The following is an 18,974-nucleotide window of genomic DNA, read 5'->3' as shown; positions in this document are numbered from 1 at the left end:
CGTGGCCCTAGAAAAAGAGGACCATCCTCAATTCACTATCCATAATGAATTACAAACTCTTTTGAATAAATACGGGCAAGTTCAAGTGGAGAAAGAGTTAACCTCCATTGGAGTTATATTAACAGAACAAAAGAAACTAAATAGTCATGATATCACGTTATTAGAGGCTGCTCAAAATTATTTGAATGAAGAATTTTCAATTTATCAGAGTGTATCACCTTCGACACAAAAATCTTACAAAAGTGAACTAAGAAGTTTTTGTAAGTATTTTGGGGTTAACATTGATAAAAATCTATCAACAGATATCCAACTTAAAGAGGTGTTAACCCCTGAAAAGTTAGCGGCTTATTTACAACAGCCAGGAAAGGCAGAGGCGACTCGAAGGAAGAAAGCTGCATTTTTAAGGTCTTTTATTGATTCGGTAGCTCGTAATGTATTAAGTCAGAAAAAAATAAACCAGTTAAATGATGGAGCATTAGAACTTCAAGATCCAGACCCACAGCCCCCACGAGCCTTTACCGCAGAACAAATTGATTATTTACTTAATTTGTCCCGCTTAACACGGTGTGCCCTTCGAAACTATACGATGCTTTGGGTGCTGGTGGGGACAGGGATGAGAGTGGACGAGCTACATTTTGAAATTGGTGATGTGAATCTCAAGCAAGGCTGGATAAAAGTCAAAGCGAAAGGACGGAAAAAACGAGCAAAAGTGAAACGGTATATGACAAAAGGAGCCATTAAGGCAATGAAATACTATCTCGATTTTACTTACTCTCACTTAAAGAATGTGTTAAGTGAAACAGAACACAATCGTCTTTACGTTTTTTCAGACGACAATGGAAATACCCCTCTTTCCAATCGGGCGATTCAAAAAATGGTCAGGGGGTTGATTGACAGGGCTATAGAAGATGGCGTGATTCAAGATAAAGTATGGGATAGTGATCGTGGAGAAGAGGTGAAAGTGAATTATTCGACTCACTCCGCAAGGCATTCCTTTGCGATCTATGCCCTTGAAAGCGGAATGGATATTTATATAGTCCAAAAACTTTTAGGGCATAAATCCATTGCATCTACAGAGGTTTATTTAAATTTATTTGATGAACAGTACCAAAAAGCAATCGATAAACATCCATTTGCAAAGCTTGAAACAGACCAATTAAAGCACTTAGGAGGGGATGTCTAGTGGAAGGAATTCTCTTTTCGTCGATGTACTTTCAGAAGTGGATGGAACTCAATACCTTAAAGCCCAATTCGGTTCAAATGTATATTAGCCATTTAAAAGGCTTTGACGACTATTTAGGGTTAGCGGGGTGGAAGGGGGAGCTTGATTTTGACAAGTTTTATTACAGCAAGATTCATGATCGGTATGCCCCGATTGACCTTGATTTTATGGATGGATTTATTGAGTATCTTCACGATCATAAAACAAAATCACAAGCGAAGCTTGGTTTTACCGTCGTAAAAAGCTTTATGGATTTATTGGTGGATTATGACTTGATGGAATATAATCCACTGAGACATTTTAAAAATCCATTCTACTACGAATCGTTTCGAAATAGAGCGTTAAGTGAAGAGGATTGCTTAAAGCTTTTAAAGTCAGCCTACGATCTGGATCCTTTTTTTCAACAATACTATTTAATCCTTTTGCTTCAAACCACTTGTGGATTAAGAGCAACGGAATTATGTAGGTTGACGGTTTCACAAATCGATTTGGAACACAATATCATTGTCATTGATAAAGGGCGTAAAACGAAAATCGGTACGGTTCGATTGACACCTGCCCTCCGTAAGAAGCTTAGGGAATATCTTAATCATCCCTACTTTAAAGCCTGGTCAAAGGAAAAAGATAAGGAGTTGTTTTTTATGAAAAACAAGCCTTATACTCCGGCAGACCTTAATAAGTTGTTGGATCACCTTAGAAAGAAGGCAAACATACCACGGAAAGTAACCAACCATGATTTAAGAGCAACAATGGCCTATCTATTGTATAAGGAGGGCAGAGATTACAAGTCGATACAAAGACAACTTCGACATAAAAAATTAAAAACAACGTTGGGTTACTTACCTCTTCATGTTGAATTAAATGGATATCTTGATTAGTTCAAATGACAATTTGAATAAGTAAGGGTAGTTATTTGTAAAGGACATCTTTAACTACCCTTACAACGGGTTAGCAGTTGAGAAAGAAGATCTTATTAAAACAATGAAAGGAATGAGGAAAATGAACAATCATTCAAGTGCTGGATTTAAACTGTGGAGCCAATTGGTTCTTGTCATGCATGCTACAGGTGCAAGAAGAGGGGAACTTTTATCACTTAGATGGCACGACAACGATTCAGATAGGAAAATTAATTAACGTTGAATAGTGTTGTAGATTTTACGGGAGTATTGCTTCAACTGGACAAGTAAATCTCAGTCTTGAGGCTTCGTGAGCGATATTCTTAACTAATGAATAAATGTAGAATTTTTTTATCGCTAGTAATTGCTACGTAGTAATACCTTCAACTATAATGAAGATAATTTAATATAGTTGCCTTATGTAAATCATTGCAGCTGGAAGAACCAGGGCGATGGATTAGTGATTACTCACGAATCCGTCTGCCCTTTTTTATTTGTCATATTGACGTTGAATAAGGTTTGGAAGGGGTGATTCATGTAAAACAATAAAAGTTTCTTATAAGTCAAAATCAATAAATAATGTTTAAACTTCATAAGATTCATAGTTATGTGAAATTAAAAAAATAAAACAAGTGAGTATGTGTTTTGGCAGTTGTTGTATAGACCCCCATACATACTTAAAAATTGGAGGTAAAAGGATGATCAAGAAAGTAGTAATTGAAAATGAAATGAAAACTAGTTATGCAGTGATTTACGATGAGAGATTAGATTCTAGAACTGGCAAACACTATATGAAGCAAAAATCATTTCCTACGAGTGAAGAGGCCGATAAGTTTCTTGATGAACTTGGAAGCGATAAAAGTGAATTAAGTATTTTATTGGAAACAGAACAAAAAGGGCAACAGGCAACAAAGGTCCTTTTTAATGAATACGTAGAAGATTGGTTTTATGGGGAACACGCTCATGTGATTAAACAAACGACTTTCAAAGTGAGACAAGCTTTATTAAATAAACATATTGTTCCATATTTTGGTGATAAGTACCTTCATGAAATTACTGAACAGGAAATAGCAGAATTAATTGCTCAAAAAGACCGTGAAGGATATTCGAAAAGTACAATTGGTAGCGTTCATACCTTTTTATCTACATTGTTTCGTTCGGCTGTGAAGAAAGGATATCTCGATAAAAATCCAGTACGCTTTATGAACATGGTAAGAGTTCCGAATCGTATTCCGGTAATTTTGAGTGAATCAGAAGTAGAACAGTTACTTGAAGTCGCTCACTCAGAAGGTGAAGGTATGATGTATGAATTTGAAATTAGTACAGGAGTAAGGTTAGCAGAAATATTAGCGCTTTCGTGGAGTGATATTGATTTTGACCGAGAGACAATAACTGTTAATAAGAATGTTGTCGGTGGGAACGTTAAACACAACATTGCAGAATTAAGAAGTGGCTACCGAACGATACCATTGCCTACACATTTAATGCTTAAGCTACAAAAACATAAAGAAGGACAACAGTTGATGAAGGAACAACTTGGTGATGACTACCATTATGAATTAGATCTTATTTTTCCAAAGAAAGACGGGCGAATTCAAAGTACATCGACCGTACGTGCAAGATTTAATCGTTTAGTTCACAAAGCAAACATAAGGAAAATTAACTTCCATGATTTAAGGAAAACGCATGCTACCTTGCTAGTTAAAGCTGGTGAATCCCCTTACCAAGTAAGTATACGTTTAGGTCATAAAAGTATTGATTCGATAAATGAATTCGTAAGACCGCACTTACCGATTTCTGAGATCTCAATTCATCCCTTCAGTAAGAATACTAAAACCACTGATAAGGGGGTTAAACAAGAATAACCTGATATATTAATCTCGAAAATGAGGCTAATAGGGTTTAAAAAGCATTAATAACCACCATAACTTTTTGCAATAAAAAGCGCAGTTCACTATGAACTGCGTTTTTATTATTGTGTGCCCAGCATGGGTGCAATCTCTAGGGTGAAAGTCCCGAGCCGTGAAGGCAGAAGTAACGGTTAGCTTAACGCAAGGGTGTTCACGGCGACGTGAAATCTGAAGGAAGCGAGCGGCAAACTTCCGGTCTGAGGAACACGAACTTCATATAAGGCTAGGTATCATTGGGTGAGTTTGCAATACAAAACAAAACCCTTTCTGCCAAAGGTGGTACAGAGTAAATGAAGCAGATAGATGGAAGGAAAGATTGTACCCTTACCTGGGGAGGTCTGACTGATAAGCCGAGCCCACTCGGTAACCTATTCAGCGATGAATACTTGAACAGTCAGAAGTCAGCAGAAGTCATAGTACCTCGTCAACTCGAGATGATGAGGAAAGGACTGAACAATTAGGAAGAATGAGAGCTAGGCGTGCAATTTCCTGTGCTGAAGCAGACAATCCACGGACTTACTTGAAGGAGGAAATGGTGAATACATAGGGGACTTCAAGAGGGCTGAGCAGGAATTGAAACAAACAGACACACTCATTCACGTAGAAAGGAATGTCAAACTTGTTAATGGAACGAATTCTGTCACGAGGAAATCTTTTACTTGCGCTAAAGCGAGTAGAGAGCAATAAAGGAAGCCATGGTATAGATGGAATGTCCGTAAAATTCCTACGAAGACATCTCTATGAAAATTGGGAAACTCTCCGCTCTTCTTTAAGAGAAGGTACCTATCAACCCTCACCCGTACGTCGTGTCGAAATCCCGAAACCGAACGGCGGAGTAAGGTTATTAGGCATACCTACCGTGTCGGATCGTTTCATTCAACAAGCGATTACCCAAGTGTTAGTGCCTATCTTTGATCCAATGTTCTCCGAACAAAGTTATGGATTTCGTCCGAATAAACGAGGACATGACGCAGTAAGGAAGGCAAAGGAATACATTAAAGAGGGAAATAGATGGGTAATTGATATAGACCTTGAGAAATTCTTTGATAAAGTCAATCATGACAAACTAATGGGTATCTTAGTGAAACAAATAAAGGACAGAAATCTACTGAAATTAATCAGAAAATACCTACAAGCAGGAGTTATGATCAATGGAGTTGTTCACGATACAGAAGAAGGTGCCCCTCAAGGTGGACCGTTAAGTCCACTTCTTTCAAACATCATACTAAACGAATTAGATGTGGAGCTAGAAAGTCGAGGACATAAATTCGTGCGCTATGCGGATGACTGTAACATCTACGTGAAAACGAAAAAGGCAGGCGCTCGGGTTATGAGTTCAGTATCAGAGTTCATTGAAAAGAAGCTAAAGCTGAAAGTAAACAAGGATAAATCAGCAGTAGATCGCCCTTGGAAACGTAAGTTTCTAGGATTTAGTTTTACGATCCAAAGAAATCCGAAGATCAGGATCGCCAATGAAAGTATTGAACGGTTGAAGACCAAAGTGAGAGCACTTACTTCACGATCTAAACCAATATCCATGGAACAACGGATAAAAGAACTCAACCAATACCTAACTGGCTGGTGCGGATACTATGCGCTAGCAGATACACCGAGTAAATTCAAAGAATTTGATGAATGGATAAGAAGAAGACTGCGGGTATGCGAATGGAAACAATGGAAACTTCCTAAAACAAAAGTAAGAAAACTCATTGGATTAGGGGTACCAAAGCAAAAAGCATACGAATGGGGAAATTCTCGTAAGAAATACCACAGAATTTCTAAAAGTCCAATTCTACACAAAACCCTCAATAACGCCTATTGGCGTGATCGAGGGTTGAAAAGCCTATATCAACGATATGAATATCTGCGTCAAACTTAATTGAACCGCCGTATACCGAACGGTACGTACGGTGGTGTGAGAGGTCGGGGGTTAGTCACCCCCTCCTACTCGATTTAAAAAGATAAGATAGTATAAAGAATTTTAGGAACTGTCTAGCTCCAGCGCCTAGCTTCTCGAGCGTTTCGGTCCATCAAGATTTGCCTATTCATGGGGGGGAATCGAAGAGGAGGCAAAACGTTGCTGGCCCTCCAACGCTTGTCGAAGCTGACCAAGGCGCTTGCGCTTTTCTTACTTAACAGTTACTAATTCTACTGGTCCATGATCATCGCAATGGTCACCGTGGACGTGATGAAGTCGTCCATTCACTAAATAATCGAAATGATCTCCATGAGGGACGAGTTCGTGACCACAATCTTCTTCATGGTTACATCCACAATTTATCGGTTGGCATTCATCAGGGTTTATATCGGAAACTTCTAATTTGCACTCATCCCAATGACCGTCGTGTTCATGGTGTAAATGACCATTATGAATGTAATCGATATGGTCATTATGTCTTATCTTCGTATGACCACAAGCGATACTATGTTGATGAGTGTGATCTTCATGAATGTGATGACGTTTTTCCATTTACATTCCTCCTTCTTTTTTCAGTATTACCACATAGATGATAATTACAACCAACAGCTAAATGGAAATATCTATAAGAAAAAAGGAAATAAATTTTCTTAAAAGGAAATCATTAATCCATTCCCATTTGTATTTAAACACGCAAAAAAGTCTATCCTATATAGGGAAATGGAGGTGAAGTGATAATGGCACAAGATGTATTATGTGAAGTAAGCAATTGTACGTATTGGGCAAAGGGTAATAAGTGTGCTGCAGAAGAAATTTATGTAGTAAGTAATAAGGGGAAAGAAGCTTCAAACCAAGAAGAGACAGATTGTAAAACGTTTGAGCCTGGAATGTAATAGTTATTGAAATGGGTAGTTCCAGCTACCCATTTCAATATGTTTATTATTGATAATTATTCTCAATTGTATGCGTATTATACAAAAAATAATAATTTTTTTATTTTTATGAACCATTACATTGCTTTATACATATTCTAAAATTGTGTTATTTCGTGTAATCTAATGAATTTCATAATTCAATATTTTCGCCACTAAGATCAATATATAGTTGCGTCAAAACCATTCGCAAACTATATATTTCGTGATGTGGCTCATTATTGGTAATTATGAAATTCACTCAATCAAATTAAAATTTCAAAAAAGTTGTAGACAATAAGCTAATCCATATCTTATAATGAAATCAAGTTTTGCGTTAAGGCAACATATTTACTTTAGGTGAAGAAAATGGCTATTGACCAATTGAGTCATAAGAACCGGTAATCTTAAGGTTCTAAAAATTTTTAAACAAAAAGTTTCCTTAGGGAAACAATATTAACTTTGGACAACAAGGAGGGTTAAAGTGAGGCTATTCAGTCGATTTTCACCAACGTTATCTGTGTATTTTGTTTTAATAGTTTTTCTCATGTTAACTTCATTCTTTGTAGTATAAAAAGAAAAAATATTTTATTAAGGAGAGGTTGAAAAGAATGTTTAAAAAGAACTTTATGTCAGTCATCTTTGCGTCAATTTTAGCACTAGGGGTGCTAGTAGTCGGATGTAGTTCAGAAGAGGCTACTACACCAGAAAATGAGGAAGGATTAGCGATCACAACAAGTTTCTCAGTGTTAGGTGATATTATTACTCAAATAACAGGTGATCGTGGTCAAGTAGATTATATTGTGCCAGTTGGAGAAGAACCTCATGAGTATGAGCCAACACCAGGAGACTTTGCGAAAATTAGTGATGCAGACGTTTTCTATGTCAATGGTCTTGATTTAGAAGAATGGTTAGAAAATGTGATTGGTAATGTTTCAGATACAGAGATTGTTACTCTATCTGATGGTGTAGCAGGAATTCCATTAGTTGGTGACGATGAAGATGATCCACACGCTTGGTTAAGTCCGAAAAATGTAATCATTTATGTTGAGAACTTAGTAGCTGACTTAATTGAGAGAGATCCAGCGGGAGAAGCAACATACCGTGCAAATGCAGATGCTTATATCGCTGAATTACAAGAGTTAGATGAGTGGATTACAGCACAAGTAGAACTTATTCCAGAAGAAAATCGTATTATTATCGTAAGTGAAAATGCTTTTAAATACTTTGGTCAAGATTATGGCTTCACAACAGATGGGATCTGGGAAATTAACTCATTAGATGAAGGAACACCTCAACAATACGCACGTTTAAGTGACTTTGTTGTTGAAAATAATGTTCCAGCACTATTCGTAGAATCAACAATCGATAAGCGTTATATGGAAACGATCTCTAACGAAACTGGCGTAGCAATTGCTGGTGAAGTTTATACAGATGCAGTTGGCGCACAAGGCACTAGTGCAGAGACGTATATCGGTATGATGAGAGAAAACGTGAATGTATTTGTTGAAGCATTAAAATAAATATGAAATACAAAAAAATTAGGGCTTAACGGCTCTAATTTTGTATGAAAAAAGGCGGATGATTTCGTGAACAAGCCTCTGAGATTCGAAAGAAGGTCACAGCGAAGTGAAGGAAATCATCCGCCTTTTCCATATTAGATGGTGACGGTAAATCGTCATGCTCGTTTTGTATGGAAGTTGGTTTGTTGGTTAGGAACCCCGCCCGACTTTTACATATCAGATGGTAACAGAGGTGAAGCAATGAGGGTTTTGTCTGAAAATTGACTATACGAAAGAGCTTATTTTATAATTATCTTGAATTTAAGATATTAAATAGAAAAGGTATGATAAAAGAATATGAACAATAATGAACTCGATAATTTGTCTCTAAAACTGTTTATTGTGTTGTCACGTGCAACTAGAGAAATAACCAATAAAGTTGAAGCGGATATTAAAACGTACGGTCTTAATCCAACGGAATTTGCCGTTTTAGAACTTTTGTATCATAAAGGGGATCAGCCGATACAAAAAATCGGTAAAAAGGTTTTACTCACAAGTGGAAGTATTACTTATGTTGTCGATAAATTAGAAAAAAAACAGTTGTTACATAGGAAGTCTTGCCCGAAAGATCGTCGTGTCACGTATGCCACAATTACTGAAAAGGGCACTCACTTAATGGCCAGCATTTTTCCGGAGCATAAAGCAGCAATAGAAGACATTTTTAGTGGTTTAAATAACGAAGAAAAAACAGAAGTGATTGAATTACTAAAAAAACTGGGGTACTATGCTAAATCTCTTTAATTCAGTTTAATTCCTTTAGCGATAAAATAAATAAAAATTGTTATCCGTCCAGCCAGTCCTATTTTTGTACGGAAGTTGGTTTGTTGGTTAGTGGTTAGTTGGATAGGGCATTCACCCGACTTTTCATATTAGATGGTGACAGGTGTGCCGTCACGAAGGTTTTGTATGAAAATTTTGAAGTTTTATTATAAAAGCGGTAACAATTAATAGAAAAGATGTTAAAATTAAATTGAGATAAAGAACTGAATATTTTTAAAAATCTGTTGTTTAACAAGTTTTAGAGAGGTGGATTGTAACTGTGCTACAAGTAATTATCCATAAGGTGTTAACGAATGATCGTCAAAGAAACGGAAGGTTAGCGGATGAGGTTCGCCAAGTTGTTATCGATGTTTTAGAGCTTGATGAAAGTTTTGGTAAAGTCATTATTTATGAAGCGCCGATGTATGATCGGAGCAATTATGAAAATGGAGATTTGAATTTTGTCTTTGTGGAAATTATGATGTTTGCAGGAAGAATGGAAGAAACCAAAACATTGCTTGTACAACAGGTTATAGAGAAGATTGAAAAAATTGAAGGTGTTGTAAGAGACGAGATTAACTGTGCTATTCATGAGATTAATAGCGAGAATTATTATGTTGGAAAAGAAATAGCTACAACACCACCATCACCGACTATAAAAAGTTTATAATTTCAATAGTATAAAAGGGTGTCCTATAAAAGCGTCGATTATCGGGAGTTAAAATATTACTCTGGATCGTTTGGCTATTCGGACACCCTTATTTTTTATAGCTTCTTTTTTAGATCTTCTAAACGTTCAACAGCCTTATTATAATCGATTTCTAGTTCGGTTAATATTTGTAGTGTAGGGTTTTGAGCGGCTAGCTTTTTTAAAAAGTAAAAGATAGTTGGCTTTTTACTTTTGATAATCGTCATAACTTCAGCAGAAGGAAGTGAATATTTAGCATCTCTAATCCGTAAAAAACCTCTTAAAAAATTATTATAGCCTGCTAAAGAGCTTTTTTCATCAGGTGTAGTTTCAATAAGCTCTTCAAAGTCAATAATTGCTTTTTTTAATTCGTTTTCTTTACTCATGTGCATTACCCCTTCATTCATAGATACTCTCGTTTAACTTTACTAATTGCATCTTCTTTAGAGTGAATTTCTTGATTTAAATAGGCACATTCGATTTCTAATAAGATTTTTGCAAAAAGAGGTCCCTTTTCTATATTTAAATTTAACAAATCATTTCCATCGATGAGCTTCGGAATTTGTGTTCGATTTTGTAAATACTTTTTTAGTTTATTTGCAAAACATTCTTGTAGTTGCATTAAAGCGATATAACAAATAATAGACTCTGTTTGGTAATTTTTTAGTGAGTGATGAATAGCTCCAAGTGTATCCTCTTTTAAAAAGTTTTGATTGTCATCTAGTAATTCAACAATTTGATCCGTTACTTTTAAACTTTCATTGTTTAAACAATAATCTTTTACTAGTTCAATCTCGTTTTCAGTTTCTGAAAAAAGTATTACTAAATAACAGACCCATGTTTCGCTATTTTGATTTTGTTGCAATGGTACTATTTCATCAACCAGTGACTTAAAGGTTTTTAACTTTTGTACATTAAACGAGTGAGTACCAATTAAATAGCGAATGATTCCAATTTCACCAAGGCGAACAAGGGATTCGACAGGGTGTTTTTCTTTAAGTAAAATACTTAATTCATGAGCTATTCTTGGTTTAGATGTCGATGCTATTTTGTCGGCAGAAATCATTGCTAAGTCGAATGTTTGCTGATCCATTTTAAAGTTAAACCGTTGCTCAAAACGAACTGCTCGTAAAATTCTAGTTGGATCTTCAACGAAACTTAAGTTATAAAGTACTTTTATTTTGTTTTGTTTAATGTCATTAAAGCCATGAAAATAATCGATAAGTTTACCGAAATGGTCTTCATTAATTTGGATAGCCATTGCGTTAATCGTAAAATCTCGTCGGAACAAATCTTCTTTTAAACTCGACATTTCTACATTAGGTAAGGCTGCTGGATAGTCATAATATTCTGTTCGCGCAGACGTTATATCAATTTTTAACCTTGAAGGATGTTTCCAAGTCGCAGTTGCGAATTTTTCATGGCAACGAACGGTTCCACCTAAATTCTCGGCTAAAAGATTAGCAAAGTCGATTCCATTCCCTTCGACAACGATGTCAATATCCTCATTGGTTCTTCCTATAATTAAGTCACGAACTATACCACCTATAATATATGCTGAATAGTTAATTTGATCTGCAAGCTTCCCGATTTGCTTTAATAATTGTAAGTTTTCTATAGAAAGAAAATTTTTCATTCGATCAATCAAAGTAATTTCCAAAGGGCGATCTAAATGAACTTTACCTGCAGTATTAAGCTGTTCTCCATGAAGGGCTTCGATAACATTTGTTCTGGAAATAATGCCAATGATCTCTTCATTATCCTTGACAGGAAGTCTACCTACGTTTTCATCGATCATTAAGTGTTGTACTTCTTCTAGTGACATAGCTGCATCGATCGTAATTGGGTTGGTACTCATATACCCTTTAACTGGAGCATGGCCTAAACCGTGGTGTTTTGCTTTATCGACATCTCTTCTAGAAATAACCCCGACTAGCTTTTCATTTTCCAATACAGGAAATCCGGTATGGCCATACCTAAGCATCATCTTTCCTGCATCTTCAATCGAAGTTTTCGTAGAGACTACTTTTACAGGACTTGTCATAATGTCTTTTGCAGTTATAGCAGGTTTTACGACTTGATAAATATCGTCTCTGACCGTTGTTAATACTTCATGAAAGTTACCGTCTTTGACCATAGCTGAAGCGGCTTTTTTATGTCCACCTCCACCTAGCTTTTTGACCAGCGGTAAAATGTCAATGCGCTCTGAAGTTGAGCGTCCTACAATAAAAATACGTTTTCCCATTTCCACGACAAAGATTAATGCGTCTGTTCCGGTCATTTCTAACGCTTTTCTTGATAGAAAAGCTAATCCACCTATGTATTCGTTTTGTTGATGCGATGCAATTAAAATATCAATACCGTCAATATAATGTTCCTCACTTTGCTGGATCAAGCATTGAAGTAGCTGTTGTTCTTCTTCTTGTAGTGGACTTTCGGAAAACTTCGTTATTACTTGTAAGTTTGCTCCGTTTTCAATTAAATAACTCGCCATCTTTAAATCTCTAGATGTTGTACTTAAATATGTAAATGAGCCTGTATCCGTATAAAGACCGAGGGCAAAAATGGTAGCCTCAAAGGACGTTATCGATATATTTTTCATTTTGATTTTTTCTAAAATAAGTGTTACCGTTGCACCAACCTTTTCGATTTTCGCAAGTTTTGCTTGAACATTGTGGTCGCTTTCTTCGTGATGATCATAAACGATAAACTCTACTTCTTCGTCATTAATGTATTTAGCAACATCACCTGTGCGTTGTAATGAAGCGATATCTACCATAATAACTGTACGAACTTCTTGCCAATTAATTTCATTAGGATGATATAAATTTAATGAGTCACGATATATAGCTAAAAAACGTTCAACCGTTTTTCCTTGTTTCGATGGCAATATTAATTTCGCTTGTGGGTATAATTTTTTGGCTGCAACCATCGAAGCGAGTCCATCAAAATCTAAATTCACATGGGAAATAATTACTTGCAAATGCTTTGCCCCCTTTTTACGAGCCTTTGAAAATAAGTGTATCAAATTGCTGGAATAAATTGTAGTAGCCAGAGTTTAGCGCTGTTAAAATATCTGGTATGTATGAAAAAGGCGGATGATTTCGTGAACGAGCCTCTGAGATTCGTTAGAAGGTCACAGCGAAGTGAAGGAAATCATCCGCCTTTTACATTTCAGAAAGAGATGCTCCTGCGGTTACTCGTCGCAAAGCTGCATGGAGTATATTCTAAGATGTATCTCATGGTGTAATTGAGGTCAGTAGCTTTGGTGACGGTTACCGTCATAATCGTTTTGTAAATAAAAAGTGTAAAACTATCCATTTCGGAAGTTCTACACTTTTTTCACTTTAAATGTACTTATCATAAGAATAGATAAAATAATGATAATAAACATAAAGACTGGATTAGGGATAACTCCAATGAATAAAAAGCTAACTGTTAAAATACATCCACCTGCAGTAATTGGTAAGCCGACGAAATAACCGTGGTGTTCAGAAACATTAAAACGTGCTAAACGAATTGCTCCACAAGCAATAAAAATAATCGTGAATATTGCACCAGCTGTACCGAACTCAGCTAAAATGGCAGAGTATAGTAAAAGAGAAGGGGCTACTCCGAAGGAAATAAGATCGCATAAAGAATCAAGTTGTTTCCCTATGTCAGATGTTATATTTAGTCTTCTAGCAACGATCCCATCGAAGCGATCAAAAACAGCAGCCAAGCAAATAAATAATAAGCTTGTGTATAGTTCACCTTGAAGAATGAAGATTATTGCAAAAGCGCCTAAACTTAAATTTACAATCGTTAGTAAGTTCGCTGCTTGGCTTCTAATTCTTTTAATTGTGTGGTCTAGTTGTTGTAGGATAAACACATTCATCACTCCTTGTGATAAACTAACGTTACAACCCGTTAGTTCCCCTGGAAATTATAAAGGGTTATTATTATTATAAAGCGTGTTATCATTTATTGATATACCTTTTTGTAATTAATTTAACTTGTTAAAACATAAAAGTAGCCCCAGTTTATCCTACATTTCAAAAAAGTTTTATGATGGAGGAAAAAAAGTGAAAAAGAAAATTTATCAATCATTTGTAGAATTATCAGGGAATCGTTTTAATTCATATTTGTTAAAAGCTTTTACAAAGTCGAAAATGAGTAAATTATTAAATAAATCTTTTGTTAAAGTTTATAACATTGATGAAGCAGAAATGGAAAAAACTCTTGATGAATACGAAAGTTTACAGGAGTTGTTTATTAGAAACTTAAAAAGTGAAGCAAGACTTATTGATCAAGATCCTAATAGTATCATAAGTCCTGTAGATGGTATTCTTGCCGATGTAGGTGAAATAAACGATAATTGTACATTTCATGTCAAAAACCAAGATTATAGCTTAATCGAGATGCTTGGAAATGAAAAAAGAGCTGAAAAATATAAAAATGGTACTTATATCATTTTATACTTAAGCCCTAGTCATTATCACCGAATTCATACCCCAGTTTCAGGAACTGTAGTCGGGAAATGGGCCTTAGGTAATAAATCTTATCCGGTAAATGAAATGGGTCTCAAGCTCGGTAAACGCCCTTTATCAAAAAATTTCCGGTTTATAACAGAAGTTCGCTTACGAAATACAAAACATTATGCACTAGTAAAAGTTGGAGCAATGAATGTTAATAGTATTCACCCAACTTTTACAGGGAATGAAGTACAAAAAGGGGAAGAAATGGGGTATTTTTCATTTGGCTCGACGGTTGTTCTTCTTTTTGAAAATAATGCAATAGCCTTGGGGGATTACATTGAAACACCAATGGATGTAAAAGTAGGAATGAAAATAGGTTCTTTTTAAATTGTATTCATGAAATCGTCAGACATTTGCATCTAAATGGTGGCGACTTACTTATCGTCATCATGAAGGCAAAGTTAGTCGTAAAAAAGGGTTTTAGGGTGGTGAAATTTTGAAATTACTATCAGGATTAGCACAAAGGATTGTCAATGAGGTTACTGACATATTAGATGAAGAAGTGATTGTCGTTAATCATAGCGGAATAATCATTGCTGCAAACGACGTAAATCGCGTAGGCAATTTTCATGAAGGAGCACAAATTGCTGTAAAAAGAAAAGAAAAGTTCGTCATCACTAAAGAAGATGTTTTTAACCTTAAAGGGGTAAAAGCAGGAATAAATTTGCCAATCATTTTTCATAATAAAGCGATTGGTGTCATAGGCATTACCGGTGAGCCGAAGGATGTGGAGCAGTTTGGTGAACTGATCCAAAGAATGACGGAGTTAATTATTCAACAAGCTCATTTTCATGAAAAAGTTGAATCAAAATATCGTGGTTTAGAAACATTTGTTTATGAATGGCTCCATTTAAAACAAATCGATGATGATTTTAGGGAGCGTGGAGAAATACTAGGAATTTCTATGGATATGCCACGATGCTGTGTGTTATTAGAATTTTCTCACCATAAACAGGCGAATGATGAGAACGAACTTTTAGAACGAGAAACTTTTGAAGTATTGAGAGAGTTTTTTCAAAAAGATGCTCAGGATGTGATCGTCCAATGGGGGAATGGCAGATTTGTACTATTAAAGTCTATTCGTCATTCAAATGTTGAAGAAAGTGTTGTTAAAACGATTAAATCTGCGCAGGCCTTCATTAAAGATAATTACGGGATTGCTTTTTGTGCAGGAATTGGGACAGTTGTTAATGAGCCAGCAAAACTTCATGTGTCTTACCACCACGCCAAAAAAGCGCTTCGAGTTTCTGAGGAAACTAATCCTTTAATTTGTTATGATGATTTAACTTTAGATGTTGTTTTAGCGGAATTGAATGATGAAACGCGTAAAGAAGTAGTTGAAAAAGTTTTAGGAAATTTAATTCAAGAAGAGGATCTTCTTGAAACGTTAGAGATGTATTTGCATAGTGACCTCTCGATAAAGCAGACTTCAAAACGTCTTCATATTCATATTAATACTCTTCATTATCGCTTGAAAAGAATTTCGGAATTGACCGGCTATTCATTAAAAAAGACTGGAAATTTGGTTACATTTTACATCGCTCTCTCATTTTGGAATGAAATTAGATGAAAACACAAAAAAAAATAGTAGAACGCTTTTATCTTTGTTTTTTAATACATAGATGGAAGCGTTTTATTTTTTTATAATTAAGTTACAAATAAATAATCAATGATTAAAATAAAAAGCAAAACGGAGCTATAAACAATGATTATAAGGGGAGGACTAATATGATTAGTCAAGAAGCTAAAAAGAAGTTACAAAAAATTGTAGGGGAAGAAAATTACCTTGATTCAAAACAAAGTTTAGTTGCTTATTCTTACGACTCAACACCAGGTTACCAAGCATTACCTCACGCAGTAATGAAACCAAGAAATACTCAAGACGTTTCTGAAATCGTTAAGGTATGTAATGAGTATAAAATACCGATCGTTCCACGGGGAAATGCCACGAATTTATGTGCTGGGACATGTCCTCTTGAAGGCGGAATTGTTCTTATCTTCACACATATGAACAAGATTTTAGAAATCGATGAAGAAAACTTAACTGTAACTGTTCAACCTGGATTAATTACGCTAGATATGATTAATGCTGTAGAATCAAAAGGCTTATTTTATCCACCAGACCCAAGTTCTATGAAGATCTCAACAATTGGTGGAAATATTAATGAATGTTCAGGTGGTCTGCGCGGGCTGAAATATGGTGTGACACGTGATTACGTTATTGCACTAGAAACTGTATTACCGAATGGAAATGTTATTCGTACCGGTGGAAAGCTTGCAAAAGACGTAGCTGGTTACGATTTTACGAGATTAATGGTCGGTTCTGAAGGCACGTTAGGTGTAATTACGGAAGCTACTTTAAAACTTATTCCTGTTCCTGAAACGAAGAAAACGATGTTAGCTCTTTACGATAATCTTGAAGCTGCAGGTCGTACTGTTTCTAAAATTATTGCTAATAAGATTATTCCAGCAACGTTAGAGTTTTTAGATCAACCAACGATCAAAGTTGTTGAAGACTTTGCAAAAATCGGTCTACCAACAGAAGTAGGAGCGGTTTTATTAATCGAGCAAGACGGTCCTCAAGAAGTGGTAGAAAGAGATATTGCTAATATTGCTAAAATTTGTGAAGAAGAAAAAGCGTTATCTGTCCAAGTAGCACAAACACCTGAGGAAGGTGCAGCTCTAACAACAGCAAGACGTTCGGCACTGTCAGCTCTTGCAAGAATGAAGCCAACAACGATTTTAGAAGATGCTACAGTTCCTCGCTCAAAAGTGGCGGAAATGGTTCGTGAAATCGAGGTTATTGCCAAACGTAATAATGTTGAAATTTGTACGTTTGGACATGCAGGTGATGGGAACTTACATCCAACTTGTATGACTGATGTTCGAAATAAAGATGAAATGCATCGTGTTGAAGTTGCATTTGAAGAAATTTTTGAAAAAGCGATTCAGTTAGGTGGAACAATTACAGGTGAGCACGGTGTAGGTGTCATGAAATCGCCATATTTAGCTTGGAAGCTTGGTGAAGAGGGCGTCGAAGCTATGAAAACATTAAAAATGGCGTTTGATCCTAATAATATTATGAATCCTGGAAAAATGTTTGCAAAAGAGTCACGTAAACGGGTGGTGGTTAATCGATGAGCCAAACAACTGAAAAAAGACAACAAGAATTAGCCATCGATATGAAGCAAGGAATGGATTACGATGAGCTAGTTAACTGCATGAGGTGTGGCTTCTGTTTACCAGCGTGCCCTACTTATAGAGAAACTGGTGGGAATGAAGCGGCTTCTCCTCGTGGAAGAATAGCGTTAATGAAAGCGGTCGTTGATGGCTTAATGGAACCAGATGAAGATTTTGAAAAGCAGCTTAGCCAATGTTTAGGTTGTCGTGCTTGTGAACCTGCTTGTCCTTCTGGAATGAAATACGGTTATTTATTGGAAGATGCTCGTGATATCATTCAAAAGAAGAAAAAGCATAGTATGCCAGTACGAATGTTAAGAAGTCTAGTTTTTAATGAATTATTCCCTAAACAAAACCGAATGAGAACTGTAAGTAGCTTACTATGGTTCTACCAATCAACAGGGATTCAAAAGCTTGCCCAAGCAACTCATTTAACTAAGATTGCACCAGGTAATCTATCAATGATAGAACGAGTATTACCAAAAGTTCCTTCTCCAAGTAGAATGAAGAATCGTCCAAGTCATGTTGCTGCTGAAGGTACAGCTAAAAAGAAAGTAGCATTCTTTTCTGGTTGCTTAATGGACACGATGTTTATGGAAACAAATGATGCTACGCTTTATTTATTGAGTAAAGCAAATTGCGATACCATTATTCCAAAGAAGCAAAGCTGTTGTGGAGCACTTCATGCTCACAGTGGTGAAAAAGATGGTGCAAAAGATCTAGCCAAAAATAATATTTTAATTTTTGAAAAAGAAAAAGTGGATTACATCGTTTCTAATGCTGGTGGTTGTGGAGCTTTACTCGTTGATTACGGTCACCTTTTAAAAGATGATCCAGAATGGGCAGACCGCGCAAAAGCTTTTTCGGATAAAGTTAAAGATATTTCTGAAATTCTTTATGAAGTTGGCTTACCGAAAATGGAGTTAGACCCACAAACGGTTACGTACCAAGACTCTTGTCACTTACGGAACGTAATGGGCACATTTAGTGCACCGAGAAAGCTTATGCAGTCAATTGAGGGCGTAACGTACAAGGAAATGCAAGATGCTGATCGTTGCTGTGGTTCAGCAGGCGTTTACAACATTATCGAACAAGAAATGTCGATGCAAATTTTAGATGTGAAAATGGAACACGCTAAAGCGACTAAAGCAAGAACTTTAGTTACAGCGAACCCTGGCTGTTTATTACAAATGAAGTTAGGTATTGAACGTGCAGGATTGCAAAAAGATGTACGAGCTGTTCATATTGTCGACCTTTTAGCTGAAGCTTTAAAGAAAGCTGAAGGTAAGGCATAAGCACAAAGAGAAATTGTAGTTTAACGGACTATTTAAAGTGGATATGTCGTGTGAACAAAGGCGCTTAATCTGATAAAACGGATTTAAGCGCCTTTGTTAATTTTAAAGGTGAGTGC

The 18,974-nt window shown here is 36.0% G+C and carries 17 protein-coding genes; 13 read left to right on the top strand and 4 right to left on the bottom strand.

Translation table 11 applies throughout. The annotated features are described in order from the left end of the window. The first annotated feature begins 1 nt into the window (after window position 1). The 5 genes from BKP35_RS04305 (at window position 2) to ltrA (ending at window position 5,907) form a co-directional block, all read left to right on the top strand. On the top strand, window positions 2-1,183 hold the full coding sequence (locus BKP35_RS04305) for a tyrosine-type recombinase/integrase (RefSeq protein ID WP_071312132.1): 1,182 nt from the start codon (window positions 2-4) through the stop codon (window positions 1,181-1,183). Further along, window positions 1,183-2,100 carry a tyrosine-type recombinase/integrase gene (locus BKP35_RS04300; RefSeq protein WP_071312131.1) on the top strand — a complete coding sequence of 306 codons (918 nt, stop codon included), beginning with the start codon at window positions 1,183-1,185 and terminating at the stop codon, window positions 2,098-2,100. Before BKP35_RS04305 ends, BKP35_RS04300 begins: the two co-directional genes overlap by 1 nt. Before the next feature lie 121 nt (window positions 2,101-2,221). Continuing rightward, on the top strand, window positions 2,222-2,356 hold the full coding sequence (locus BKP35_RS20040; protein ID WP_281244177.1) for a hypothetical protein: 135 nt from the start codon (window positions 2,222-2,224) through the stop codon (window positions 2,354-2,356). Window positions 2,357-2,816: 460 nt separating this feature from the next. Further along, window positions 2,817-3,983, top strand: a complete 1,167-nt coding sequence (locus BKP35_RS04295) for a tyrosine-type recombinase/integrase (RefSeq protein WP_071312130.1) — start codon at window positions 2,817-2,819, stop codon at window positions 3,981-3,983. Between the two features lie 664 nt (window positions 3,984-4,647). After that, window positions 4,648-5,907 carry a group II intron reverse transcriptase/maturase gene (gene ltrA / locus BKP35_RS04290; RefSeq protein WP_071312129.1) on the top strand — a complete coding sequence of 420 codons (1,260 nt, stop codon included), beginning with the start codon at window positions 4,648-4,650 and terminating at the stop codon, window positions 5,905-5,907. Between the two features lie 249 nt (window positions 5,908-6,156). Here ltrA and BKP35_RS04285 read toward each other — a convergent pair whose 3' ends face one another. Next, window positions 6,157-6,498 (bottom strand): hypothetical protein, encoded by a 342-nt coding sequence (locus BKP35_RS04285; protein ID WP_071312128.1) that lies wholly within the window; start codon window positions 6,496-6,498, stop codon window positions 6,157-6,159. Window positions 6,499-6,683: 185 nt separating this feature from the next. On the opposite strand from BKP35_RS04285, the gene BKP35_RS04280 reads away from it, so the two are divergent. The 4 genes from BKP35_RS04280 to BKP35_RS04265 all read left to right on the top strand — a co-directional run bounded on the left by BKP35_RS04280 (window position 6,684) and on the right by BKP35_RS04265 (window position 9,848). After that, window positions 6,684-6,839 (top strand): DUF1540 domain-containing protein, encoded by a 156-nt coding sequence (locus BKP35_RS04280; RefSeq protein ID WP_071312127.1) that lies wholly within the window; start codon window positions 6,684-6,686, stop codon window positions 6,837-6,839. Window positions 6,840-7,468: 629 nt separating this feature from the next. Continuing rightward, entirely contained in the window at window positions 7,469-8,380 is a 912-nt protein-coding gene (locus BKP35_RS04275) for a metal ABC transporter substrate-binding protein (protein ID WP_071312126.1), read from the top strand. Between the two features lie 336 nt (window positions 8,381-8,716). After that, window positions 8,717-9,160 carry a MarR family winged helix-turn-helix transcriptional regulator gene (locus tag BKP35_RS04270; protein WP_071312125.1) on the top strand — a complete coding sequence of 148 codons (444 nt, stop codon included), beginning with the start codon at window positions 8,717-8,719 and terminating at the stop codon, window positions 9,158-9,160. A 298-nt stretch (window positions 9,161-9,458) separates the two neighbouring features. Further along, window positions 9,459-9,848 carry a tautomerase family protein gene (locus BKP35_RS04265; RefSeq protein WP_071312124.1) on the top strand — a complete coding sequence of 130 codons (390 nt, stop codon included), beginning with the start codon at window positions 9,459-9,461 and terminating at the stop codon, window positions 9,846-9,848. 95 nt (window positions 9,849-9,943) lie between these two features. On the opposite strand, the gene BKP35_RS04260 is transcribed toward BKP35_RS04265, so the two are convergent. The 3 genes from BKP35_RS04260 to pssA form a co-directional block, all read right to left on the bottom strand. Continuing rightward, on the bottom strand, window positions 9,944-10,252 hold the full coding sequence (locus BKP35_RS04260; protein WP_071312123.1) for a hypothetical protein: 309 nt from the start codon (window positions 10,250-10,252) through the stop codon (window positions 9,944-9,946). Window positions 10,253-10,269: 17 nt separating this feature from the next. Continuing rightward, a complete protein-coding gene (locus tag BKP35_RS04255; RefSeq protein ID WP_071312122.1) occupies window positions 10,270-12,849 on the bottom strand; it encodes a CBS domain-containing protein in 2,580 nt (859 codons plus the stop codon). Between the two features lie 348 nt (window positions 12,850-13,197). After that, complete coding sequence (gene pssA / locus BKP35_RS04250; protein ID WP_071312121.1) at window positions 13,198-13,737, bottom strand: CDP-diacylglycerol--serine O-phosphatidyltransferase; 540 nt, start codon at window positions 13,735-13,737, stop codon at window positions 13,198-13,200. 193 nt (window positions 13,738-13,930) lie between these two features. On the opposite strand from pssA, the gene BKP35_RS04245 reads away from it, so the two are divergent. The 4 genes from BKP35_RS04245 to BKP35_RS04230 all read left to right on the top strand — a co-directional run bounded on the left by BKP35_RS04245 (window position 13,931) and on the right by BKP35_RS04230 (window position 18,858). Beyond that, entirely contained in the window at window positions 13,931-14,710 is a 780-nt protein-coding gene (locus BKP35_RS04245) for a phosphatidylserine decarboxylase (RefSeq protein WP_071312120.1), read from the top strand. 109 nt (window positions 14,711-14,819) lie between these two features. Then, window positions 14,820-15,953, top strand: coding sequence for a CdaR family transcriptional regulator (locus BKP35_RS04240; RefSeq protein ID WP_071312119.1), 1,134 nt, complete (start codon window positions 14,820-14,822; stop codon window positions 15,951-15,953). Window positions 15,954-16,111: 158 nt separating this feature from the next. After that, window positions 16,112-17,524: a glycolate oxidase subunit GlcD gene (glcD, locus tag BKP35_RS04235; RefSeq protein ID WP_071312118.1), complete on the top strand. Its 1,413-nt coding sequence runs from the start codon at window positions 16,112-16,114 to the stop codon at window positions 17,522-17,524. Further along, the gene (locus BKP35_RS04230; RefSeq protein ID WP_071312117.1) at window positions 17,521-18,858 is read left to right on the top strand and encodes a (Fe-S)-binding protein; all 1,338 of its coding nucleotides are present in this window, start codon (window positions 17,521-17,523) and stop codon (window positions 18,856-18,858) included. Before glcD ends, BKP35_RS04230 begins: the two co-directional genes overlap by 4 nt. Window positions 18,859-18,974: the final 116 nt, after the last annotated feature.

The organism is Anaerobacillus arseniciselenatis (assembly GCF_001865995.1).
In the GTDB taxonomy this organism is placed as follows: Bacteria; Bacillota; Bacilli; order Bacillales; family Anaerobacillaceae; genus Anaerobacillus; species Anaerobacillus arseniciselenatis.
Note: the sequence above shows the minus strand (reverse complement) of the source record. Positions and strands in the feature narration are given on the sequence as shown.

Excerpts from the sequence above, each read along its gene's own strand:
- BKP35_RS20040 (WP_281244177.1), top strand. The coding sequence starts at position 2,222 with ATGAACAATCATTCAAGTGCTGGATTTAAACTGTGGAGCCAATTGGTT.
- BKP35_RS04295 (WP_071312130.1), top strand. The coding sequence starts at position 2,817 with ATGATCAAGAAAGTAGTAATTGAAAATGAAATGAAAACTAGTTATGCA.
- BKP35_RS04285 (WP_071312128.1), bottom strand. The coding sequence starts at position 6,498 with ATGGAAAAACGTCATCACATTCATGAAGATCACACTCATCAACATAGT.
- BKP35_RS04280 (WP_071312127.1), top strand. The coding sequence starts at position 6,684 with ATGGCACAAGATGTATTATGTGAAGTAAGCAATTGTACGTATTGGGCA.
- BKP35_RS04275 (WP_071312126.1), top strand. The coding sequence starts at position 7,469 with ATGTTTAAAAAGAACTTTATGTCAGTCATCTTTGCGTCAATTTTAGCA.
- BKP35_RS04270 (WP_071312125.1), top strand. The coding sequence starts at position 8,717 with ATGAACAATAATGAACTCGATAATTTGTCTCTAAAACTGTTTATTGTG.
- BKP35_RS04260 (WP_071312123.1), bottom strand. The coding sequence starts at position 10,252 with ATGAGTAAAGAAAACGAATTAAAAAAAGCAATTATTGACTTTGAAGAG.
- glcD (WP_071312118.1), top strand. The coding sequence starts at position 16,112 with ATGATTAGTCAAGAAGCTAAAAAGAAGTTACAAAAAATTGTAGGGGAA.
- BKP35_RS04230 (WP_071312117.1), top strand. The coding sequence starts at position 17,521 with ATGAGCCAAACAACTGAAAAAAGACAACAAGAATTAGCCATCGATATG.